The 23508-nt window shown below is 65.0% G+C and carries 19 protein-coding genes; 8 read left to right on the top strand and 11 right to left on the bottom strand.

Annotated elements, in window-relative coordinates; genetic code table 11:
* Positions 1 to 55: 55 nt before the first annotated feature.
* The 7 genes from ACN8M7_RS24055 to ACN8M7_RS24025 all read left to right on the top strand — a co-directional run bounded on the left by ACN8M7_RS24055 (position 56) and on the right by ACN8M7_RS24025 (position 8956).
* The gene (locus tag ACN8M7_RS24055; RefSeq protein WP_490262404.1) at positions 56 to 1516 is read left to right on the top strand and encodes a sigma-54 interaction domain-containing protein; all 1461 of its coding nucleotides are present in this window, start codon (positions 56 to 58) and stop codon (positions 1514 to 1516) included.
* Between the two features lie 864 nt (positions 1517 to 2380).
* Positions 2381 to 3766: a GntP family permease gene (locus ACN8M7_RS24050; protein ID WP_490262403.1), complete on the top strand. Its 1386-nt coding sequence runs from the start codon at positions 2381 to 2383 to the stop codon at positions 3764 to 3766.
* An 83-nt stretch (positions 3767 to 3849) separates the two neighbouring features.
* The gene (locus ACN8M7_RS24045; RefSeq protein ID WP_490262402.1) at positions 3850 to 5403 is read left to right on the top strand and encodes an acyl CoA:acetate/3-ketoacid CoA transferase; all 1554 of its coding nucleotides are present in this window, start codon (positions 3850 to 3852) and stop codon (positions 5401 to 5403) included.
* Positions 5404 to 5596: 193 nt separating this feature from the next.
* Complete coding sequence (locus ACN8M7_RS24040) at positions 5597 to 6154, top strand: NADPH-dependent FMN reductase (RefSeq protein ID WP_061242700.1); 558 nt, start codon at positions 5597 to 5599, stop codon at positions 6152 to 6154.
* A 311-nt stretch (positions 6155 to 6465) separates the two neighbouring features.
* A complete protein-coding gene (locus tag ACN8M7_RS24035) occupies positions 6466 to 7047 on the top strand; it encodes a TetR/AcrR family transcriptional regulator (RefSeq protein ID WP_490262401.1) in 582 nt (193 codons plus the stop codon).
* Positions 7044 to 7922, top strand: coding sequence for an alpha/beta hydrolase family protein (locus ACN8M7_RS24030; protein WP_490262400.1), 879 nt, complete (start codon positions 7044 to 7046; stop codon positions 7920 to 7922). The genes ACN8M7_RS24035 and ACN8M7_RS24030 overlap by 4 nt, the downstream gene beginning before the upstream one ends.
* A gap of 374 nt (positions 7923 to 8296) precedes the next feature.
* Positions 8297 to 8956 carry an endonuclease gene (locus tag ACN8M7_RS24025; protein ID WP_490262399.1) on the top strand — a complete coding sequence of 220 codons (660 nt, stop codon included), beginning with the start codon at positions 8297 to 8299 and terminating at the stop codon, positions 8954 to 8956.
* An 80-nt stretch (positions 8957 to 9036) separates the two neighbouring features.
* Here the strand turns inward: ACN8M7_RS24025 and hutC are convergent, their stop codons facing one another.
* From hutC to hutI, 5 genes are all read right to left on the bottom strand, one after another.
* On the bottom strand, positions 9037 to 9747 hold the full coding sequence (gene hutC / locus ACN8M7_RS24020) for a histidine utilization transcriptional repressor HutC (protein ID WP_061242708.1): 711 nt from the start codon (positions 9745 to 9747) through the stop codon (positions 9037 to 9039).
* Between the two features lie 129 nt (positions 9748 to 9876).
* Complete coding sequence (gene hutH / locus ACN8M7_RS24015) at positions 9877 to 11412, bottom strand: histidine ammonia-lyase (RefSeq protein ID WP_490262398.1); 1536 nt, start codon at positions 11410 to 11412, stop codon at positions 9877 to 9879.
* A 117-nt stretch (positions 11413 to 11529) separates the two neighbouring features.
* Complete coding sequence (gene hutU / locus ACN8M7_RS24010) at positions 11530 to 13194, bottom strand: urocanate hydratase (RefSeq protein WP_490262397.1); 1665 nt, start codon at positions 13192 to 13194, stop codon at positions 11530 to 11532.
* Positions 13195 to 13220: 26 nt separating this feature from the next.
* Positions 13221 to 14156, bottom strand: coding sequence for a formimidoylglutamase (hutG, locus tag ACN8M7_RS24005; RefSeq protein ID WP_490262396.1), 936 nt, complete (start codon positions 14154 to 14156; stop codon positions 13221 to 13223).
* Positions 14146 to 15384, bottom strand: coding sequence for an imidazolonepropionase (gene hutI, locus ACN8M7_RS24000; RefSeq protein ID WP_490262395.1), 1239 nt, complete (start codon positions 15382 to 15384; stop codon positions 14146 to 14148). Before hutI ends, hutG begins: the two co-directional genes overlap by 11 nt.
* 226 nt (positions 15385 to 15610) lie before the next feature.
* Here hutI and ACN8M7_RS23995 point away from each other — a divergent pair, with 226 nt between their 5' ends.
* Positions 15611 to 16204, top strand: a complete 594-nt coding sequence (locus ACN8M7_RS23995; protein WP_061242719.1) for a HutD/Ves family protein — start codon at positions 15611 to 15613, stop codon at positions 16202 to 16204.
* 52 nt (positions 16205 to 16256) lie between these two features.
* Here ACN8M7_RS23995 and ACN8M7_RS23990 read toward each other — a convergent pair whose 3' ends face one another.
* The 6 genes from ACN8M7_RS23990 to bioD form a co-directional block, all read right to left on the bottom strand.
* The gene (locus tag ACN8M7_RS23990) at positions 16257 to 18035 is read right to left on the bottom strand and encodes an acyl-CoA dehydrogenase C-terminal domain-containing protein (protein ID WP_490262394.1); all 1779 of its coding nucleotides are present in this window, start codon (positions 18033 to 18035) and stop codon (positions 16257 to 16259) included.
* Positions 18036 to 18209: 174 nt separating this feature from the next.
* Complete coding sequence (locus tag ACN8M7_RS23985; RefSeq protein WP_490262393.1) at positions 18210 to 19529, bottom strand: GGDEF domain-containing protein; 1320 nt, start codon at positions 19527 to 19529, stop codon at positions 18210 to 18212.
* 115 nt (positions 19530 to 19644) lie between these two features.
* On the bottom strand, positions 19645 to 21450 hold the full coding sequence (locus ACN8M7_RS23980) for a phenylacyl-CoA dehydrogenase (RefSeq protein WP_490262392.1): 1806 nt from the start codon (positions 21448 to 21450) through the stop codon (positions 19645 to 19647).
* Between the two features lie 169 nt (positions 21451 to 21619).
* Positions 21620 to 22357, bottom strand: coding sequence for a putative metalloprotease CJM1_0395 family protein (locus ACN8M7_RS23975; protein ID WP_490262391.1), 738 nt, complete (start codon positions 22355 to 22357; stop codon positions 21620 to 21622).
* Positions 22358 to 22411: 54 nt separating this feature from the next.
* On the bottom strand, positions 22412 to 22711 hold the full coding sequence (locus ACN8M7_RS23970; RefSeq protein WP_061242727.1) for a hypothetical protein: 300 nt from the start codon (positions 22709 to 22711) through the stop codon (positions 22412 to 22414).
* 99 nt (positions 22712 to 22810) lie between these two features.
* Positions 22811 to 23497, bottom strand: a complete 687-nt coding sequence (gene bioD / locus ACN8M7_RS23965) for a dethiobiotin synthase (protein ID WP_490262390.1) — start codon at positions 23495 to 23497, stop codon at positions 22811 to 22813.
* Between the last annotated feature and the right edge of the window lie 11 nt (positions 23498 to 23508).

The raw sequence follows: 23508 nt of genomic DNA, 5'->3' as shown, positions 1-23508 counted from the left end.
CGCCTGGAACGGCGCTGCCCATAATCACCGGCACCTCACTTCCGGACATTCGCCCATGGCCATCTCCCGCGACGACCTCGACCAGCACGGCCTGATCATCGGCGTCTCGCCCGAGCGCTTTCGCGCGGTGGCCATGCCGCTGCTGTTCGATCACCTGAACGCGCAGTGCGAGGGCACCATCGCGGTCAACCGCCAGGCGCGCATCGTCTGGATCAACGACAAGTACGCACAGAAGGTCGGCATCGCCGATGCGCGCACCGCACTGGGCAAGGAAATCGAGGAAGTGCTGCCGGCCAGCCGCCTGCGCGAGGTGGTGGAAAGCGGCCAGCCGAGCATGCTCGACCTGATGGCCTTCGGCAGCGAGCACTTCGTGGTCACCCGCATTCCGCTGCGCGACGAGGACGGCACCCTGGTCGGCGCGCTGGGTTTCGTTTTGTTCGACCGCGCCCGCCATCTCAAACCGCTGATGGCCAAGTACAACAACCTGCAGAGCCAGTTGCTCGCCACCCAGCACGAGCTGGCCAAGGCGCGGCGGGCGCGCTACACCATTGCCGGGTTCATTGGCGCCAGTGCTGCGGCCAGTGAGGTCAAGCGCCAGGCCCGCCGTGCTGCGCAACTGGACGCCACGGTGCTGATCCGTGGCGAGACCGGCACCGGCAAGGAGCTGCTGGCCCAGGGCATCCACAACCTGTCGCCTCGGGCCAACGGCCCCTTCGTCGCGGTCAACGTCGCGGCGATTCCGGAAACCCTGGTCGAGGCCGAGCTGTTCGGCACCGCACCGGGCGCCTTTACCGGCGCCGAGCGCAAGGGGCGCATCGGCAAGTTCGAGGTGGCCAACGGCGGCACGCTGTTTCTCGACGAAATCGGCGACCTGCCGCTGCCGTTGCAGGCCAAGCTGCTGCGCGTGCTGCAGGAGCAGGAGGTGGAGCCGCTTGGCTCCAACCAGGTCAAACCGCTCAACGTGCGGGTGATCGCGGCGACCCATATCGACCTGGAAGCCAAGGTGGCCGCCGGGCAGTTCCGCGATGATCTGTACTACCGCCTCAACGTGCTGGCCCTGCGCGTGCCGCCGTTGCGCGAACGTGCCAGCGATATTCCGGCGCTGATCGAACACCTGCTCGATGACCTGGCCAACCGCTCCGGCCTGGCGCCGCTGGAGCTGAGCGACGACGCCCTGGCCCTGCTCTGCGCGCAGCCGTGGAAGGGCAACGTGCGCGAGCTGCGCAACCTGCTGGAGCGGGCACAATTGGCGGTCGATGGGCGGCTGGATGGTGAGGCCTTGCGTGGTTTGCTGGTCGACCCGGTCGCGCCGAGTGAGCCGTCGCCCGTTGCTCCGGTGATGACGAGTACGACGCAGACATTGGCCGATCAGCTGGCGCAAGCCGAGCGCCAGGCGCTGCAGGCGGCATTGGTGGCAACGGGCGGCAATCGACAGTTGGCGGCCGAACGCCTGGGCATTTCCCGCGCAGGGTTCTACGCCAAGCTGGCGCAGCATGGGCTGGGGCGACGGGGCTGAGCATCGTCTTAGGAGACTAGTTGCCGGCGATGCTCCACCCGCAACGTTTCCCCCCACAACAGTCGCGGCTAAAGCCCCTCCCACAAAAAGCGTGGCGGGCCGCAATCACGTCGCCCGGATGAAATCCGGGGACCTGACATCCCCAAAAGCCCCGGATTGCATCCTGGCTACCCATGGAAACGCCTTGGCTATTGGCGGGCTTACCCGCCCTGCAGAGATCCTGCGTGCATGTCGTAGGAGCGGCTTCAGCCGCGATAAGCCCCCACAACGCTTCGCGGCTGAAGCCGCTCCTACAGAAAGCGTGGCGGGCCGCAATTACGTAGCCCGGATGAAATCCGGGTAACTGGCATCCACAAAGGCCCCGGATTGCATCCGGGCTACCCGTGGAAACGCCTTGGCCATTGGCGGGTTTACCCGCCCTGCAGAGATCTTGCGTGCATTTCGTAGGAGCGGCTTCAGCCGCGATAAGCCCCCGCAACGCTTCGCGGCTGAAGCCGCTCCTACAGAAAGCGTGGCGGGCCGCCGTTACGTAACCCGGATGAAATCCGGGGACCTGACATCCCCAAAAGCCCCGGATTGCAGCCGGGCTACGCATCCAGATTCCTGGAAAATCTATCCGAACAAATCCACAAACCTGGATTAAATCCATAAATCTGGACACTTATCTGCATCCGGCTTACCTGCCCAGCACCCGGCCTAAAGCCTGAAATCCCCCAGCCACAAGCCTTCCCGCCCTATCACCCAAGCTTTCACCCCACCCTGGCACGACTCTGGCTCTATATCCGGCAAAGGCGCGCTGCCGTATCCGCGCCTTTCCGATAAAACGGCCTCGAGCCGCTAGAACAACAACAAAAGGAATCACCCATGGGTACCCTCGGTATTCTGCTGTCCCTCGCCTTGTTGATGTACCTCGCCTATCGCGGCATCAACGTCCTGATCCTCGCCCCGCTGCTGGCCCTGCTGGCGTTGCTGTTCGCCGGTGACATCGGCCTGCTGCTGCCCACCTACACCCAGGTGTTCATGAAGGCCATGGGCGGCTACGTGATCCAGTTCTTTCCGCTGTTCCTGCTCGGCGCGCTGTTCGGCAAGCTGATGGACGATTCGGGATCAGCCCGCGCCATCGCCCACGGCATAGTCGCGAAAGTCGGCAGCGAGCGCGCGATCCTGGCCATCGTGCTGGCCTGCGGCATACTCACCTACGGCGGTGTGTCGCTGTTCGTGGTGGCCTTTGCCGTGTATCCGATCGGCGCAGCGCTGTTCCGTGAAGCGGGCATTCCCAAGCGCCTGATCCCCGGCGCCATCGCCCTCGGCTCGTTCACCTTCACGATGACCGCCCTGCCCGGTACCCCGGCGATCCAGAACGCCATCCCCAATCCCTTCTTCGGCACCGACGCCTTCGCCGCGCCAGGCCTGGGGGTGATCGCCGGGCTGATCATGTTCGGCCTCGGCACCTGGTGGCTCACCGCGCAGTCGCGCAAGCTGATGGCCGCAGGTGAGGGCTATGGCGAGCACCGCGACGATCCAGTGGAGGAAGAGCGCCGCGACATTCCCGGCTTCTGGCTGGCACTGCTGCCGATCTTCGTGGTGATCGCGCTGAACTTTCTGATGGCCAAGCAGATTCTGCCGGCGATGGATACCAGCTACCTGGCCAAGCCGGAATACGGCGGCCTGCAGGATGCCAAGTCGCTGATCGGCATCTGGTCGATCATCGTCGCCCTCGGCGCCGCCATCGTGCTGCTGATCGCCCTGCACTGGAAACGCTGGATGGACCTGAAGAAGAGCGTCAACGACGGCGCCTTCGGCTCCATGCTGCCGATCCTCAACACTGCCGCCGAAGTGGGCTACGGCACCGTGATCGCCTCGCTGGCCGGCTTCGTCGTCATCCGTGATCTGGTGCTGGGCGTGTCCAGCAACCCACTGATTTCCGAAGCGGTGGCGGTGAATATTCTCGCCGGCATCACCGGCTCGGCCTCCGGCGGCATGTCCATCGCGCTGAAGACCCTCGGCGAGCAATACCTGACCCTGGCCAACGCCGCCGGCATCAGTCCCGAGCTGCTGCACCGTGTCGCCGCCATGGCCTCGGGCTGCATGGATACCCTGCCGCACAACGGCGCGGTGATCTCGTTGCTGGCGATCTGCAAGCTCACCCACCGTGAGTCGTACAAGTTCATCTTCGTCAACACCGTGGCTTTCCCGATGGTGGCGCTGGCGGTAGTGATCACCCTCGGCACCCTGTTTGGAAGCTTCTGATGACCGCTGTAGGAGCGGTCGTGGCTGAAGCGGAACACCGCCCGGCCGCTCCTACAGTCCTCTGCCATTCACGAGTACCCGCAATGAGCAAGATCATGACCGCCGCCGACGCCGTGGCGCGCATTCCGGACAACGCCAACCTGGCCACCGGTGGCTTCGTCGGCATCGGTTTCGCCGAGCAGATCGCCATCGCCCTGGAACAGCGTTTCGTCGCTGAGCAGGCGCCACAGGGCCTGACCCTGGTGTATGCCGCTGGCCAGGGCGACGGCAAGGGCCGTGGCCTCAACCACCTGGCCCATGAAGGCCTGGTGCGCCGGGTGATCGGCGGCCACTGGGGCCTGGTGCCGGCACTGCAGAAGCTGGCGGTGGACAATCGCATCGAGGCCTACAACCTGCCGCAGGGGGTGATCTCCCAGCTGTTTCGCGACATCGCCGCCGGCAAGCCGGGGCAGCTATCGCGTGTTGGCCTGGGCACCTACGTCGACCCGCGTCATGGCGGCGGCAAGCTCAATGCGCGTACCACCAGCGATCTGGTGCGGCTGATGCCCATCGATGGCGAGGATTATCTGTTCTACCCGAGCTTCCCGATCCACGTCGGCATCGTCCGCGCCACCAGCAGTGATCCCGACGGCAACCTCAGCTTCGAGCGCGAGGCGCTGACCATCGAGAGCCTGGCCATCGCCATGGCTGCACGCAACAGCGGCGGGCTGGTGATCGCCCAGGTCGAGCGCATCGTCGAGCGCGGCTCGCTGAATGCGCGCCAGGTGAAGATCCCCGGCATTCTGGTCGACTGCGTGGTGGTGGCCGAACCGGGCAATCACCAACAGACCTTCGCCACCGCCTACAACCCGGCCTTCGCCGCCGAGACCCGGGTGGAGATGGACAGCCTGGCGCCGATGCCGCTGGACGTGCGCAAGCTGATCGCCCGCCGCGCCGCGCTGGAGCTCAAGGCCGGCGCGGTGGTCAATCTTGGTATCGGCATGCCCGAGGGCGTCGCCGCAGTGGCCGCCGAAGAAGGCGTGATCGAGCGCCTGACCCTGACCGCCGAACCCGGCGTGATCGGCGGCGTGCCGGCCTCGGGCCTGGACTTTGGCGCGGCGAGCAACCACAGCGCCTTGCTCGACCAGCCCTATCAGTTCGATTTCTACGATGGCGGCGGCCTGGACATCGCCTTTCTCGGTCTGGCTCAGGCCGATGCGGCGGGCAACCTCAACGTGTCAAAGTTCGGCTCGCGCCTGGCCGGCGCCGGCGGTTTCATCAATATCAGCCAGAACGCCAAGCAGGTGGTGTTCGTCGGCACGTTCAGTGCTGGCGCGCAGGATATCCGCATCGAGAACGGCCAGCTGCGCATCGTTCAGGACGGCGACCTGCGCAAGTTCGTCGCCGAGGTGGAGCACCGCACCTTCGCCGGGCGCCTGGCCGCCGAACGCGGCCAGCCGGTGCTCTACGTCACCGAGCGCTGCGTGCTGCGCCTGAGTACCGAAGGCCTGGAACTGATCGAAGTGGCGCCGGGCGTGGACATCGAGCGCGACATTCTCGCGCGCATGGACTTCGCCCCCATCGTGCGCGAGCCGAAACTGATGGACGCGCGGCTGTTCAAGCCCGAGGCCATCGGCCTGGCGCACTGCCTGGGCTGACACCAGAACAACTTTGAGCGTGAACTTACGGGCCCGATCGGCCCGTTTTTTTGCTCCGCCGCTGTGACGCAAGACAGTCAGCGAGCTCGGCCAGACGCATCCAGCGCCCTGATGACGCCCAAGATCAGCACCTGCTGAAAAATCCGAGGTCTATAGTGGTTGTTCCTTCCTCACCACAGCCTCTGGAGTAAACATGAGCAAGACCTACAACGTCGCCGTACTGGTCGGTAGCCTGCGCAAAGCCTCCATCAACCGCAAACTGGCCCTGGCGCTGGCTGATCTGGCACCCGCCTCGCTGAACCTGGAAATCATCGAGATCGGCGACCTGCCGCTGTACAACGAAGACGCCGACGGCGACAGCGCCCCGGCCTCCTACGCGCCGTTTCGCAGCAAGCTCAAGGCCGCCGACGCGGTGCTGTTCGTCACCCCGGAATACAATCGCTCGATCCCCGGCGCGATGAAGAACGCCATCGACGTCGGCTCGCGCCCCTATGGCCAGAGCGGTTTCAGCGGCAAGCCCGGCGCCGTGCTCAGTGCCTCGCCAGGCGCCATCGGCGGCTTCGGCGCCAACCACCACCTGCGCCAGTGCCTGGTGTTCCTCGACGTGCATGTGCTGCAGCAGCCGGAAGGTTATCTTGGCGGCGCCGGCAACTTCTTCGACGACAACGGTGCGCTCAGCGACAGCATCAAGCCCTTCCTGCAGAAATTCATCGACGCTTACGCCGCCTGGGTCAGCAAGCATGTCGGCTGAATCCGCATAAACAACGCCCCGCCATTGACCGGTCGGGGCGTCGCGACAGACTCGCAAAAGGGTGTTCAGGTCATATGGGCGTGAGCACCCGAGAGGTATTCGAGCAAGCGCAACAGGGGGGCGTTGGCCGGAGCGGCATGCGGCGCGCCGTCGCGAATGCAGGGGCCAGGCAGGTGATGATCGATCTGCTGCGCACGGCGCTCGATGGCACTTGGGGCACGCCCTGAGCCGCGCGCACGTTGCCGATATGGCCTGATCCACGTCCTGAATGACACTGGCCACTAGACCGACCGGTCTACATAATCCTGGCCATGACCAAGACCACACGCGACAAACTGATCGACACCATGATCGATGCCCTGCAGCGCAAAGGCCTGCATGGCGTCGGCCTGAGCGAACTGCTGGCCGCCGCCGAGACGCCCAAGGGCAGCCTCTATCATCACTTCCCGAACGGCAAGACCGAGCTGGCGGTAGCCGCTATCGAACGCGTCGGCCAGCGCGCCGGGCAGGCGTTCGCCACGCTCTTCGAGCGTCAGGCCGATCCACTCGATGCGCTGACCACCTGGCTGCACGGCGCTCTCGGGCAGTTGCAGGACAGCGCCTTCGAACGCGGCTGCCCGCTGGCCGCCGTCGCCCTGGAAAGCGGCCCGGAAGATCATGAAATTCGTGCGGCCCTGGCCAATGCCTTCGTCACCATCCGCCAGGCGCTGCAGCAGCAGTTACAGCGCCACGGCTATCCACAGCCGGAGGGGCTGGCCGCGTTGTTCGTCGCGCTCTACGAAGGGGGTTTGCTGCAAGCACGCGTCGCCGGCAGCAGCGAGCCACTGAAACAGGCCGTCACCACCCTGCTCCATCTGACCCGCCAGCAGCACACGGAGTCCACGCCAGCATGAATGCGCCAATCCGCAGTGAGACACTGCCCCTGCTCGCCCTCGACGACTACCCACTGGCCGCCACGCGCTACCACGCCGAGCAGCCCCGGGCGCAGTTGCTGATCGCCGGAGCCACCGGGGTGCCGCAAGGCTTCTACCGCCGCTTCGCCGAATACGCCGCCAGCCGCGGCTTCAACACCCTGACCCTGGACTATCGTGGCATCGGTCAGTCCAGGCCAGCCAGCCTGCGCGGCTTCGAGATGGAGTACCTGGACTGGGCTCACCTTGACCTGGCTGCTGCCGTGGATCAGCACCGGCATGCCGAGCGCCCGCTGTTCATGGTTGGCCACTCCTTCGGCGGTCACGCCTTCGGTCTGCTGCCCAATCACGATCAGGTCGCCGGCTTCTACACCTTCGGCACCGGCGCCGGCTGGCATGGCTGGATGCCCAAGAGCGAGCAGTTGCGCGTGCTAGCCATGTGGCGGGTGATCGGCCCGTTGATGACGCGCTACAAGGGCTATCTGGCCTGGAGCAAGCTGGGCATGGGCGAGGATCTGCCGCTGGGCGTCTACCGCCAGTGGAAACGCTGGTGCCGCTTCCCCCGCTACTTTTTCGACGACCCGCAGATGCCGGGGCTGGCCGAGCGCTTCGCCCAGGTGAGCACGCCGATGGTGGCGCTCAACAGCCTGGACGACCTGTGGGCGCCACCCGCCTCACGCGATGCCTTCATGGCCGCTTACGGCAACGCGCCCTACCAGGCGCGCACGCTCGACTCACAAGCTGAGGGCCTGGGCGGCATCGGTCATATGGGGTATTTCCGCCCTGCGGCGCAGCGCCTGTGGGACGAGACTCTGGATTGGTTCGAGCTGCGTATGGCCGAGCGAGTGGCGGCCTGAAGATTTTCAAGCGCAAAAAAAAGAAAACCCCGCGATTGCGGGGCCTTGCAGACTGTTTGTCCTGACATCCTTGATCTGCTCACCATCCTGGCGGCTGTCCAGCGTGTCCCTGTTCGTCTAGGCGCTTCCTGCGCTGAATCCATACTGTGCAGAGTACGCTCGTACCTGATCGGCCAACAGTGGCGATAATCGGGACATCATGTAAGCCATGGCTTACACGGCGCCATTCGCTGCCTGCAGCCCCGCTTTGCCCTGACTATCTCAAGTTGGGAGACGGCACGTGGCTGTGTTTTTTGTGACGTACGTCTTGCTAGACTCCAGCTTGTCCTACAAAAACAACAGACCCCGACAACGGCGGTCACTGGGGCTAGAGTATGCGCGCAGTTACCCTGCTTCTCGGTTGCCTGGCAACCTGCATCAGCACCGTCTCCCTGGCCGGCGGTCAGACTCAGCTAGGCGACCCCAAGCAGGCCATCGAGCAGGCGTTCTGGAAAGACCTGTACGGCAATGGCGGCACCACGCTCTATTGCGGCCAGAGCTTCGAACGCGAGAGCGGGGCTCTGACCGCCAGCCCGATCTACAGCAGCAAGCAGCTCAAGAGCGCGATGCGCTGCATCACCGACCGCCAGTGCACCATCATGAACCCGCGCTATCCGTTCATCGTCGCCGACCTGCACAACCACTATCCGGCCCTGAGCCGCGTCGAGCTGGTCAGGCGCAATGCGCAGTTCGGCGAGCTGGCCGATGAGCTGCCGAGCAAGTTCGCCGATATCGGCTGCGACATGAGAACCAGCTTCCAGCTGGTGGAGCCGCGTGACGAAGCCAAGGGCAACATCGCCCGCGCGATCTTCTACATGCATGTCGAATACGGCTTGCCCATCGTCGGCCTGGTGCCGATGTACAAGGCCTGGCACCGCCTGGACCCGCCGGACGACGAAGAACGCGCACGCAACGACAAGATCGAAACGCTGCAGGACACCCGCAATCGCTTTATCGATGATCCGTCGCTGGTGGATCAGTTGATCAGCGATTAGAGCCCTAGGGCGCGCCGTGCGCACCGGGCAATCTGGCGGACATCGCTGTTGTTCAGAACCTCTCGGTGCGCCCGGCGCACTTACCCCCGCCGCTTGTGCAGCGAGCGCAGCTTGTAGCGCTCACCGGGATGAATCAGCCGTGCATAGCTGATCAGGTGATCGCCGGACCAGGTACGGCGGATCACGCTGAGGCAAGGCATGGCCGGGTCGATCTGCAGGTGTTCGGCGGTACGCGCGTCCACCAGCACGGCCTCGACCACATGCTCGACATCCGACATCGGGCTACTCGCCACCAGCACCTCGTTGGGCGTGCGCTGGCTGAAATCCGTCGCCAGGTAATCGGGCACCCAGCGCGGATTGACGAAGCGGTCCTCGAGCTGGATCGGCAAGCCGTCCTGCAGGTGCACCAGCACGCTGTGAAACACCTCGGTGCCCAGGCGCACGCCGAGGCGCAGGGCCACTTCATCGTCGGCGGCAATCGCTTCGCAACGCAGCACGCGGTTAGCGTAGGCGTGGCCGCGACCGCGCACTTCGCTGGCGATGTTCATCACCTCGTGCAGCGGCGATTCGGCCTTGCGGTCGGTGACGAAGGTGCCGAGGCCGGCCTGGCGCATCAGGTAGCCCTGCTGCACCAGGTTCTGGATCGCCTTGTTGGCGGTCATGCGGCTGACGCCGAAGTCGCGCGCCAGCTGCTCCTCCGGCGGGATCTGGTGGTTGACTGGAAACGCGCCGCCCTGGATGCGCTCCAGCAGGAAGGCCTCGATGGCTTTGTAGCGCGGGGTGGTGGTCACGAAAGCTCCTTGGCAAGACCGGGTGCGCGGATGATAGCGGAGCTAAGCGCTCCGCTCCCAGCGCCGTAGCCCGGATGCAATCCGGGAGCCTCAAAACCCAGGCCCCGGATTGCATCCGGGCTACGCAGTTCAGCTCAAGGAAGGCAACATGCCGGCCGGCAGCAGCGGCGTCAGCACGCGTTCGGCCAGTAGCTCGTCGGCGGCGGCGATGTCCGGGGCGAAGAAGCGGTCCTCGACGTAGTACGGCACCTTGGCGCGCAATGCCTGGCGAGCCTGCTCCAGGGCCGGCGTGCTTTTCAGCCCCTCGCGGAAGTCCAGGCCCTGGCAGGCGCCGAGCCATTCCACGGCGAGCACACCACGGGTGTTCTCGGCCATGTCCCACAGACGCTTGCCGGCGTTCGGCGCCATCGACACGTGATCTTCCTGGTTGGCCGAGGTCGGCAGACTGTCGACGCTGTGCGGGTGAGCCAGGGCCTTGTTGTCGCTGGCCAGTGCGGCAGCGGTGACCTGGGCGATCATGAAGCCGGAGTTGACCCCGCCGTTGGCCACCAGGAACGGCGGCAGTTGCGACATGTGCTTGTCCATCATCAGCGAGATACGGCGCTCGGACAGCGAGCCGATCTCGGCGATGGCCAGGGCGATGTTGTCAGCGGCCATGGCCACCGGCTCGGCGTGGAAGTTGCCGCCGGAAATCACCTCGCTCTCGGCAGCGAACACCAACGGGTTGTCGGATACCGCGTTGGCCTCGACGGCTAACACCTCGGCAGCCTGGCGCAGCTGGGTCAGGCAGGCGCCCATGACCTGCGGCTGGCAGCGCAGCGAATACGGGTCCTGCACCTTGTCGCAGGCGGCGTGGGAGCGGCCGATTTCACTGCTGTCGCCGAGCAGATGGCGAAAGGCAGCCGCCGCGTCGATCTGCCCGCGCTGACCGCGAGCGGCATGGATGCGCGCATCGAAGGGCGAACGCGAACCGAGCAGCGCCTCGACACTGAGCGCGCCACAGACGCTGGCGGCGGCGTACAGGTCTTCACCCTCGAACAGACCGCGCAGGGCGTAGGCGGTGGACACCTGGGTGCCGTTGAGCAGGGCCAGGCCCTCCTTGGCGGCCAGGGTCATCGGCTCCAGGCCGGCAATGGCCAGCGCCTCGCTGGCCGGCAGCCATTGGCCCTGGTGGCGCGCCTGGCTTTCGCCGAGCAGCACCAGCGACATATGCGCCAGCGGCGCCAGGTCACCGGAGGCACCGACCGAGCCTTTCAGCGGAATATGCGGGTAGACCTCGGCGTTGACCAGGGCGATCAGCGCCTCGATCACCTGGCGACGGATACCCGAGAAACCGCGCGCCAGGCTGTTGATCTTCAGCAGCATGATCAGGCGCACCATGGCGTCATCCAGTGGCTGACCGATGCCGGCGGCATGCGACAGCACCAGCGAACGCTGCAGCTTTTCCAGGTCGTCGTTGGCGATGCGGGTCGAGGCCAGCAGGCCGAAACCGGTGTTGATGCCGTAGGCGGTGCGGCCTTCGGCGATGATCTGGTTGACGCAGGCAACACTGGCGTCGATGGCTTCGTGAGCGCTGGCGTCCAGAGTCAGGTGCACGGGCGCCTGGTAGGCGGCGCGCAGGTCGGCCAGGGTCAGTTGGCCGGGTTTCAGGTTCAGGGTGGTCATGTTCTGTTCTTCCACGGAGTGAGTTCGCGCCTGGCGAATCAGAGCCGAATAATGGCTGAAGTCGCGATGCTTGCAGTGATTGATGCGCCGGCCCATCGGGCCGGCGTTGAACTTGCCTTAGTCGATCATCGGCAGATTCAGGCCCTGCTCCTTGGCGCAATCGATGGCGATCTGGTAACCGGCGTCGGCGTGACGCATCACCCCGGTGCCCGGGTCGTTGGTCAGCACGCGGGCGATGCGCGCGGCGGCTTCATCGGTGCCATCGCAGACGATGACCATACCCGAATGCTGGGAGAAGCCCATGCCCACGCCACCGCCGTGGTGCAGCGAGACCCAGGTGGCGCCGCTGGCGGTGTTGAGCAGGGCGTTGAGCAGCGGCCAGTCGGACACGGCATCGGAGCCGTCCTGCATGGCTTCGGTCTCACGGTTGGGGCTGGACACCGAGCCGCTGTCCAGGTGGTCGCGGCCGATCACCACCGGCGCGCTCAGCTCACCCGAGCGCACCATCTCGTTGAACGCCAGGCCAAGCTTGGCGCGCTGGCCCAGACCGACCCAGCAGATGCGCGCCGGCAGGCCCTGGAAGGCGATGCGCTCGCGGGCCATGTCCAGCCAGCGGTGCAGGTGGGCGTCATCGGGGATCAGTTCCTTGACCTTGGCGTCGGTCTTGTAGATGTCTTCGGGGTTGCCGGACAGCGCCGCCCAGCGGAACGGGCCAATGCCGCGGCAGAACAGCGGGCGGATATAGGCCGGGACGAAACCGGGGAAGTCGAAGGCATTACTCACGCCCTCTTCCTTGGCCATCTGACGGATGTTGTTGCCGTAGTCGAAGGTCGGCACGCCCATTTTCTGGAAGTCGAGCATGGCCTGCACGTGCACGGCCATGGACTGCTTGGCGGCCTTGACCACACCAGCCGGGTCGGTGGCTGCGCGATCCTTGTACTCGGCCCAGGTCCAGCCAATCGGCAGGTAACCGTTGAGCGGGTCGTGGGCGCTGGTCTGGTCGGTGACCATGTCCGGACGCACGCCACGGCGTACCAACTCCGGCAGGATCTCAGCGGCATTGCCCAGCAGAGCGACGGAGATGGCCTTGCCTTCGGCGGTGTACGTGGCGATGCGCGCCAGCGCGTCATCCAGATCAGTGGCCTGCTCGTCGACGTAACGGCTGCGCAGGCGGAAGTCGATGCTGGTCTGCTGGCATTCGATGTTCAGCGAGCAGGCGCCGGCCAGTGTCGCGGCCAGCGGCTGGGCGCCGCCCATGCCACCCAGGCCTGCGGTCAGCACCCAGCGGCCCTTGAGGTTGCCGGCGTAGTGCTGGCGACCGGCTTCGACGAAGGTTTCATAGGTGCCCTGAACGATGCCCTGGCTGCCGATGTAGATCCAGCTGCCAGCGGTCATCTGGCCGTACATGGCCAGGCCCTTGGCATCCAGCTCGTTGAAGTGCTCCCAGCTCGCCCAGTGCGGCACCAGGTTGGAGTTGGCGATCAGCACGCGCGGGGCGTTGCTGTGAGTCTTGAACACCCCGACGGGCTTGCCGGACTGCACCAGCAGGGTCTCGTCGTCATTGAGGTTGGTCAGGCTCTCAACGATCTTGTCATAGCACTCCCAGTTACGCGCGGCCCGGCCGATGCCGCCGTACACCACCAGCTCCTTGGGGTTCTCGGCCACGTCCGGGTCGAGGTTGTTCATCAGCATGCGCAGCGGCGCTTCGGTCAGCCAGCTCTTGGCGGTGAGCGTGGTGCCGCGCGGGGCGCGGATTTCAGTGTCGCGGTATTTGCTGGTCACAGCGGTTTCCTCTTGTTGTTCGGGGCTCAGAGGCTGAGCAGATGGATCAGCCGCGCCGCCACCTTGGCGGTGCGGTTGTCGATGTCGTATTCGGGGTTGAGCTCGGCCAGGTCGGCCAGGCGCAGCTTGCCACTGGCCTTGAGCCGTTCGAGCAGCGGTTCCAGCAGCTCCAGGCGCACGCCACGGGCGGCTGGCGCGCTGACGCCTGGCGCTTCGCAGGCCGGCAGCACGTCGATGTCGATGGTCAGGTAGAGCGCATCGCACTCGGCGGCGAAGGCGTCTAGCTCGGCACCGATGGCATCGAGGGTCGACTCGCGAATCTCATGATCCTCGCGCACCAGCACGTTCAGCTCGGTGGCACGGGCGAACAGCGCGCGGGTGTTGCTGGCGCGGCTGACGCCCAGGCAGGCGTAGCGGAATGGCCAGCCGCGTGCGGCGCACTGCTCGGCGATCTGCGCGAAGGGCGTGCCGGAGGAATGCACATGTGCCGGGTCGCGCAGGTCGAAATGGGCGTCGAAATTGACGATGCCGATTTTTGGGGCTGGGTTGCCGGACAGGTGCTCGGCCAGGCCCGACCAACTGCCGAACGCCACTTCGTGACCACCACCGATCACCAGCGGTAGATGGCCGGCGTCCAGCAGTGCGCAGACGTTTTGGCCGAGGCGCGCCTGGGCCGCGTCTAGGTCGCCGTCCTCGCAGGTCACGTCACCGGCGTCATAGGCCGGTGCCTGCCGGTGCCAGGCCAGGTTGGCCAAGGCCTTGCGCACGCTTTGCGGCGCAGCGGCGGCGCCGACGCGGCCATGGTTGCGGCGCACACCTTCGTCGCAGGCAAAACCCAGCAAGGCCAGGCCCGGCTGGCTGTCTTCTGCCAGTGCCTGGATGCGCTGGTGCCAGCGCGCGCTGTCGGTTTCCGGGTCGGTGCGACCGCTCCAGGCGGCCATGCTGTGACGATCAGCGAGCATGAGTAATGGCCTCTTTGTCGTAGCTGATGGCTCCATTGAACACGCGCTGGCGCAGACGCCCGGCCTGCACCGCGTAGGCCAGTTCGGCCGGTTGCTGGATATCCCACAGGCACAGATCCGCCGGGGCACCGACGGCGATGCGGCCGAGGTCTGGCAGGCCGAGGGCGCGGGCTCCGTGGGCGGTCATGCCGGCCAGGGCTTCGCGCGGGGTGAGGCGAAACAGGGTGCAGGCCAGGTTGGCCATCAGCGTCGGCATGCAGATCGGCGAGGTGCCGGGGTTGGCGTCGCTGGCCACGGCCATGGGCACACCGTACTGGCGCAGCAGGTCGATGGGCGGCAGCTGGGTTTCGCGCAGCACGTGGAAGGCGCCGGGCAGCAACACGGCGACGGTGCCGGCCTCGGCCATGGCGCGCACACCGGCTTCATCCAGATATTCGATATGGTCGGCGGACAGCGCGCCGTAACGCGCGGCCAGGGCACTGCCGCCGAGGTTGGACAGTTGCTCGGCATGGGCTTTGATCGCCAGACCGTGGACCTGGGCCGCCTGGTAGATGCGCTCGCACTGCGCCGGGGAAAAGCCGATACCTTCGCAGAACACGTCCACCGCATCGGCCAGCCCTTCGGCTGCGGCGGCCGGAATCATCTCGTCGCAGACCAGGCTCACGTAATCGTCGGCGCGACCGGCATATTCCGGCGGCAAGGCGTGGGCGCCGAGCAGCGTGGTGAGCACCCGTACCGGGCGCAGTTCGCCGAGGCGACGGGCCACGCGCAGCATCTTCAGTTCGTCTGCGACGGTCAGGCCGTAGCCGGACTTGATCTCCAGCGTGGTTACGCCATCGGCCAGCAGCGCATCGAGACGCGGCAGGCTGGCGGCGATCAGTTCGTCTTCGCTGGCCGCACGAGTGGCGCGCACGCTGCTGAGAATGCCGCCACCGTTACGGGCGATGGTTTCGTAGCTGATGCCTTCCAGGCGCTGCTCGAACTCGCCGGCGCGGTTGCCGGCATAGACCAGGTGGGTGTGGCAGTCGACCAGGCCCGGGGTAATCACGCCGCCACGCCCTGCTTCGACTGCACCTTGAGCCTGCGCCTCGTCGAAGGTGCGCGATGGCCACAGGCCGGCAATGCAACCGTCCTCGACCAGCAGGTTCACCGCCTCGTCCAGCTGCGCCAGGCCATCGAAGACCTGCACATCGCGCCAGAGCTGTTTCGAGGTGGAATGCATCGGCATGGGATTCTCCCGGCTTGTTTTGTATATACAATATGAGTGGATTCAATCGGCGTCAAGCCAGCACAATCCGCATAAGTTCATGATCATGGGCATTAGCGAAGCGCTCCATGTCTATGCAAATAGCGCGCGATCCAGCTAACGGCCGCTATTCAGAGACTCCACTATCATCTGCGGGATCAAAGCCGCTCGTCGCCCCGGCTATTATGTATATACATTTGGAGAATCCATGCCTTTCACCCTGCTCGATCCCGCAACTGCCCTGGCCATGCCCTGGAAGAACGGCGGCGGCATGACGCTGCAACTGGCCATCTCGCCAGCAGGCGCCGGCCTGGAGGATTTCGCCTGGCGCATCAGCAGTGCTCAGGTGGCGGTGGGTGGTGCCTTTTCCAGCTTCCCGGGCATCGACCGCAGCCTGGCCGTGCTCGCCGGCAACGGCTTGCACCTGCAACGCGAGGATGGCCAGGTCGAGACGCTGCATAGCGCTGGCGCCATAGCGGTTTTTGCTGGCGAAGAGGCCATCGACGCGCAACTGCTGGACGGCCCGATCACCGACCTCAATCTGATGACCCGAAGAAGCGCCTGGACGCATCAGGTGCAGTTGCTGAAATGGCAGGGAACCCAGGGGCTGGAGAACGATGCCGCGGTACTGCTGCTGTGGAATGCAGCGCAGAGCGCAGTCGACGTGAATGCAGGCGGCGCGATGCACCACCTGGCGGCGGGCAATGGCCTGCTGATCGAGAACGAGCGCGGCCAGCTGTACCTGCAAGCGCAACGCCCCGCCCTGCTCTACCTGGCCAGGCTGAACCCGTGCACCTGCTGAAATGAAAAGCCCCGGCACGCGGGCCGGGGCTCATTTGGACGATGCCGCGTGATCAGAACTGCGCAGCGTCCAGCAGGTACAACGATTCACTACCGGCCTTGACCGAGGCACTGAGCGAATGAATGCGCGGCAGCAGGCGAGCGAAGTAGAAGCGTGCGGTACCCAGCTTGCTGGCGTAGAACTCGTCCTCGCCTTCCTTGCCCAGCGCGGCGCGCGCCATCAAGGCCCACATGTAGGCGTAGGCGGTGTAGCCGAAAGCCTGCAGATACTCGACCGAGGCCGCGCCGATCTCGTTGGGGTTACCCTTGGCCTGCTCCAGCACCCAGGCGGTCAGCGCGTCGAGGTTGTCCACGGCAGCCGCCAGCGGCTGGGTAAATTCGGCCATGGAAGCATCGGCCGAGGCAACGAAGGCCCTGATCTCGTCGGCGAAATGCTTGTAGTAGCTACCGCCGCTGCCGACGATCTTGCGCCCCATCAGATCCAGCGACTGGATGCCGTTGGTGCCTTCGTAGATCTGGGTGATGCGACAATCCCGGACAAGCTGCTCCTGGCCCCACTCGCGAATGAAGCCATGGCCGCCGAAGATCTGCTGGCCATGCACGGTGGTTTCCAGCGCCATGTCGGTCAGGAAGGCCTTGGCCACCGGAGTGAGCAGCGCTACCAGTTCGTCGGCACGCTGGGCGGTTGCCTTGTCCTCGCTGTACTTGGCGGTGTCGAGCTGCATGGCAACGTAGCTGGAGAAGGCGCGACCGCCCTCGTTCAGCGCCTTCATGGTCAGCAGCATACGGCGCACGTCCGGGTGCACGATGATCGGATCAGCCGCTTTGTCCTTGGCCACCGGGCCGGTCGGGGCGCGGCTCTGGATGCGCTCGCGGGCGTATTCGATGGCGCTCTGGTAGCTGCGCTCACCCAGCGACAGCCCCTGGATGCCAACGCCCAGACGCTCGTAGTTCATCATGGTGAACATGGCCGCCAGGCCCTTGTTCACTTCGCCGATCAGGTAGCCGGTGGCGCCGTCGAAATTCATCACGCAGGTGGCCGAGGCCTTGATGCCCATCTTGTGCTCGATGGAGCCGCAGCCCAGGGCGTTCTTCTCGCCCAGCGAACCGTCGACGCCCACCATGATCTTCGGCACCAGGAACAGCGAGATGCCTTTCGGGCCAGCCGGTGCATCCGGCAGCTTGGCCAGCACCAGGTGGATGATGTTCTCGGTCAGGTCGTGTTCGCCGCCGGTGATGAAGATCTTGGTGCCACTGATCTTGTAACTGCCATCGGCCTGCGGTTCGGCCTTGGTGCGGATGATGCCCAGATCGGTACCGGCGTGCGGCTCGGTCAGGCACATGGAGCCAGCCCAGACACCGGCGTACATGTTCGGCAGGTACTGCGCCTTCAGCTCTTCGCTGGCGTGATTGAGGATCGACAGGCAGGCGCCAGCGGTCAGCATCGGATACAGGCCGAAGGACAGGCTGGCCGAGTTGACCATCTCCTCGACCTGGGCACCGATCACCTTGGGCATGCCCATGCCGCCAAAGTCAGGCGCGCCACCGACACCGACCCAGCCACCTTCGGCGTAGGTACGGTAAGCCTCGGGGAAGCCAGCCGGGGTTTTCACCACGCCATCTTCCCAGGAGCAGCCTTCTTCATCGCCGCTGCGGTTCAGCGGGGCGATGCTGCCAGCGGTGACCTTGCCGGCCTCTTCGAGAATGGCATTGGCAGTGTCTTCATCCACCACCTCGGCCAGGGCCGGCAGCTCGGCCCAGAGCTTGGAGACTTCGAATACTTCATTGAGCACGAAGCGCATGTCGCGCAGGGGGGCTTTGTAATCGGCCATGGCACATCCTCGAAAACGGACTTACGTGAGATGACCGAGTTTACTTGAACAACTTTATAGACACATAGGGTCATGTTGTGACCAATAATTCACGACAGGTCAGCAACTGTCTGATGTGAAAACACCCCTGCAGAACGACTGACATGCCGTCACGACCATTCGTCCGCCAGGACCTCATTGGCCCCCTGACGCCAGCTTGACGGCGCCACGCCGATGCGAGGCGCTGCGTATGCAGTTGCGCCCGGCGGCCTTGGCGCTGTAGAGCGCCTTGTCCGCTTCCTTGATCACCTCCTGCGGCGTGCGCTGCTCGGCCTGCCGCTCGGCCACTCCCATGCTCACGGTCACCGAGACTTCGCTGGCAGTCTTGCCGGCGCGGCGCTGCTTGCCCTCACGATCATCACGCGGTCGGCTCTGCGAGTCGCGCAGCTGCATGCGGTATTGCTCGATGGCCACGCGCACGGCCTCGATATGCGGCACGCATTGCTCCACGCTCTTGCCGGGAAACAGCAGGGTGAACTCCTCGCCACCATAGCGATACGCCTTGCCGCCGCCACCGACCTTGCGCAGCTGGCTGGCGACCAGACGCAGCACCTGATCGCCCACGTCGTGGCCGTGGGTATCGTTGAATTTCTTGAAGTGATCGACATCGACCATGGCGATCACGTAATCACGCCCCAGGCGTTGCAGGCGCTCGTTGAGCGCGCGCCGTCCAGGCAACCCGGTGAGTTCGTCACGGAAGGCCATCTGGTAAGCCTCATGCGCCACCGCCGCCACCAGCATGAGCATCACCAGGCTGATCATCACTTGCAGCGCGTTGGCCAGGATGAACACCTGCGGCAGCATCCACAGCAGGCCGAACAAACCCACCAGCTGCGCCGCATGCAGCGGGCGGGGGCGGCTCAGGTACTGCGCCAGCAGCGCAATGAACGCCAGCAGGAAGACCAGGTAGGACAGCTGCGCGAGACTCATCCAGGCACCGTGCAGCGATGGCCAGTGGATCTGCGCCAGCCATTCGGCGATGCCCTGTGGATAACGCCGCGCGAGCCCGACGGCCACCGCGCTGACGGCCAGCAGCACGAGCGAGCGGGCGAAGATGTCCTGCAGCAGATGCGAGCGCTCCTCCCAGCAACCGTAGAGGGCATAGAGCAGCGGCAGCAGCAGGCAGATCAGATGGAAGACCAGCGCCGCATCGTCACGCACCTGACCATTGTTACGAAAGTGATCGACCTGGATATCCAGCAGGAAGTAGCCGACATACAGCGCCAGCAGCAGAAACACTTCACGCTGACGACCATAGACCAGACAGAAGGCGCCGCCGAGCAACAGCAGCAGGGTCGGCAGTACGTTGAACAGGGAGATGAAGAACTCGCTCAATACAGGCAAGCGCGCAGCCAGCAATGCCCCCACCAGCAACGGCAGCGAGGAGAAGAAGTGGCTGAGGCGCAAATTGGCCAGACGTATCACGCTGACATCCTTGGCGAGAGATGCAGGCATTCTGCCTGCTTCGACTCTTGAAAACAGCGACAGGATGCGACATTCGCTTCAGTACCCGGCGCAAAAACGACAACGCCGCCCCGAGGGGCGGCGTTGTTATTCAACCTTGAAGGAATCAGAAGCCGAGCGCGAAGTGCTCTTCATCCATCTCCATCAGGTTATTGGCACCGGACAGCATGGCTTCGACGTGCGCGCGAGTACGCGGCAGGAGACGCGCGAAGTAGAAGCGAGCGGTCTGCAGCTTGGCCTTGTAGAACGCCTCGTCTTCAGCACCGGCGGCCAGCTTCTCGGCAGCCAGGCGTGCCATGTCGGCCCAGAAGTAGGCCAGGCAGGCGTAGCCGGAGTACATCAGGTAGTCCACCGACGCGGCACCGACTTCCTCGCGATCTTTCATCGCCGCCATACCGATCTTCATGGTGATGTCACCCCACTCCTTGTTCAGCTTGGCCAGCGGCTCGACGAACTCCTTGACGGAATCGTTGCCTTCGTTGGCCTGGCAGAACTTGTGCACGATCTTGGTGAAGTTCTTCAGGGCGCCGCCCTGCGTCATCAGCACCTTGCGGCCCAGCAGGTCCAGCGCCTGAACGCCGGTGGTGCCTTCGTACATCATGGAGATGCGGCAGTCGCGCAGATTCTGCTCCATGCCCCACTCGCTGATGAAGCCGTGGCCACCGTAGATCTGCATGCCATGGGAAGCGGACTCGAAGCCCACCTCGGTCATGAAGGCCTTGGCGATCGGAGTCAGGAAAGCCAGCAGTTCGTCAGCGGCTTTCTTCTCTTCTTCGTCCTGGCTGTGCTGAACGATGTCCACCTGCTTGGCGGTGAAGTAGACCATGGCGCGGTTGCCTTCGGCGAACGCCTTCATGGTCAGCAGCATGCGGCGTACGTCAGGGTGCACGATGATCGGGTCAGCCGCCTTGTCCGGCGCTTTCGGGCCAGTCAGCGAACGCATCTGCAGACGCTCGCGAGCGTACTTGATGCCACCCTGGAAGCCGACTTCGGCGTGGGCCAGGCCTTGCAGCGCGGTACCCAGACGAGCGGTGTTCATGAAGGTGAACATGCAGTTCAGGCCCTTGTTGGCCGGGCCGATCAGGAAGCCGGTGGCGCCATCGAAGTTCATCACGCAGGTGGCGTTACCGTGGATGCCCATCTTGTGCTCGATCGAGCCACAGGACACCGCGTTGCGCTCACCTACGCCGCCCTCGGAGTTGGGCAGGAACTTGGGCACGATGAACAGCGAGATACCCTTGGTACCAGCCGGTGCATCGGGCAGACGGGCCAGAACGATATGGACGATGTTGTCGGCCATGTCGTGCTCACCCGCGGAGATGAAGATCTTGGTACCGCTGACCTTGTAGCTGCCATCGGCCTGCGGTTCGGCCTTGGTGCGCAGCATGCCCAGGTCGGTGCCGCAGTGCGGCTCGGTCAGGCACATGGTGCCGGTCCACTCGCCGGAGACCAGCTTGGTCAGGTAGACGTGCTGCTGCTCGGCGGTACCGTGGGCGGAGATGGTGTTCATCGCGCCGTGGGACAGGCCCGGGTACATGCCCCACGACCAGTTGGCCGAACCGACCATCTCGCTGATGGCCAGGCCGAGGGATTCCGGCAGGCCCTGACCGCCGTGCTCGACGTCATGAGCCAGGCTCGGCCAGCCGCCTTCGACGAACTGCTGATAAGCCTCTTTGAAGCCGGTCGGAGTCTTCACGCCGGACTCGCTCCAGGTGCAGCCTTCGGTGTCACCCACACGGTTCAGCGGTGCCAGAACCTGCTCGCAGAACTTGGCGCCTTCTTCGAGGATGGCGTCGACCATGTCCGGAGTGGCGTCCTGGCAGCCTGGCAGGCTCTGGTAGTGCGCTTCATAACCCAGCAGCTCGTCACGAACGAAACGAATGTCACGCAAGGGGGCCTTGTAGTCAGGCATAACGGTAAACCTCTGCGGTGGATTCCTAGTAGTTGGGGTGACCGTCTTGGCGGTCGCTCTCGGGATCACTCCCGGCTGCCCGGCCACGAGGTTGCGGCCAAAGCAATCAAACAGGCGTTTGAAACATACGTTTACGCCACCCCCTTGTCAAGCGCTGCCAATCGGCCAGCTACGCGACCAGATCGATGCGAGGCTGCGGCGCGGGCGATTCGCCCAGGCGCCGATACAGATCAAGATTAGGCGCTGGCGGCGAAGCCTGCTGCGGCTGCTCGGCAGGCTGTTCATCGGCGGGGCGAGACGCGTCATCGGCCACCGCCTCCTCGCTGGCGCTGGTGGCCTCTGCGCGCCGCAGCTCGGCCAGTTCGACGCGGGCCTGCGCCGCTTGCGCCTGGGCCAGAGAGGCTACGCGCATGTCCTGAGGGGAAGGTTCGATGGGCGCGAGCGCCGCGCGCAGGACGATCTCCATCTTGCGCAGCGTCGCTTCGGGGTCATTGGGGACGGGGGAGGTATCGATGCCGACTTCACCGGAAACGGCATAACGCTGCCCATCGGGGCCGCGCTTGAAACTGTAGGTCGGCGCTCCCGCGTATTGCCCGCCGACGGCAGCATGCGCCTGCTCGTGGGTGCGCACCTCTCGGTCACGCTGAACGAGATCGGTGATTTCCAGCTGTTGCTGGCGCTGCTCCTGGGGGCTGGGCTCAGGCTCGCCTGCACGGCTCGATGGGCTGGCATCGCGATCCGCCTCGTCTCGACCGGAGGCCGGGGAGTCGGCCTGCTGCTCTTGCGGCGCAGCGACAGGTGCCTGGTCGGCACGGGCAATGTCAGGGGAAACTTCGGGCGACAGCGGCCTTGCCGTACTGGCGGACGGCGCGGGAGTGAAAGGTGGCAGGCTGCTGCCGATCTGCATGAGCGCCCTCCTGCCCCGCTGCTGGCCGCATCCGCGCGGCCGGGGTGAGACGACTTAAGCGCGGGTATCGATCAGGGTGCCCAGCACTTCGTCGGCCGTGTCGACGACGCGCGCATTGGCGCGCACTTCGTTTTCACCGACACGCAGTGCCACGAGGCTTTCGGTCAGGTCCGGGCGGCTACGCTCGGAAACCTGCGAACTCGGATTGACCTGATTCTGCGGCGGCGTCTGAGTGGTCTGTTGCGCGGGGTTGATGCTGCCGCTGGCGATATCACCGGCTGCCTGTTCGACACGGCGTTGCCCGGCCTGAATACCGTTCAAACCCGAATTGAATGCGTTGGCGGAGATTTCCATCGGCAGCCCCCAGGGGGAAGTAGAACCTTGATACCTGTATTGAAGCAGAAACCGGCTAAAAAACGTACAGACAAAAGGCTATGGTCAGTTTGCTGGTTATTACCAGCCGGCCAATAACTCGAGATTGAGGTGCTCCGCCACCGCCGCAGGCGTCGCCTCGGCCAGATGCGGCACACGCCCCAGACAGGGAGCCGGCAGGCGCTCGCTGAGAGTCGCCAGATTGTCTTCCAGGCGTGAGGTCTTCGGCTCGACGATATTGGCCACCCAGCCGGCCAACCTCAGGCCGTCACGCTCGATCGCCTCTGCACTCAGCAGCGCATGGTTGATGCACCCCAGGCGCACACCCACCACCAGAATCACCGGTATGCCCAGTGCGATGGCCAGGTCCGACAGGTTCGCCTCACCGGCCAGCGGCACACGCCAGCCGCCCGCACCCTCCACCAGGGAGAAGTCCGCGCCCTTGCCCAGGATCGCCCGTACCGGCTGCAGCAGGCTGCTGACATCCAGTGCGATACCCACTTCGCGGGCCGCCAGGTGCGGGGCAATGGCCGGCTCGAAGGCCAGCGGGTTGACCTCCTCATAGCGCAGCGGCAATGAACACTGGGCGAGCAGGGCCAGCGCGTCGTCGTTGCGCAGCCCGTCGGCGGTTCGCCTGCAACCCGAGGCAACCGGCTTGGCCGCTGCGGTACTCAGGCCCTGCTGGCGCGCGGCATGGAGCAGGCCGGCAGCGATGGTGGTCTTGCCGATTTCGGTGTCAGTGCCGGTGACGAAGTAGGCTTGGGTCATTGCGGTTACTC

Origin of the sequence: Pseudomonas spartinae (assembly GCF_965197125.1) — a bacterium.
Classification (GTDB): domain Bacteria; phylum Pseudomonadota; class Gammaproteobacteria; order Pseudomonadales; family Pseudomonadaceae; genus Aquipseudomonas; species Aquipseudomonas composti_A.
The sequence above is the reverse complement of the archived record's forward strand: the minus strand, read 5'-3'. Positions and strand labels throughout refer to the sequence as shown.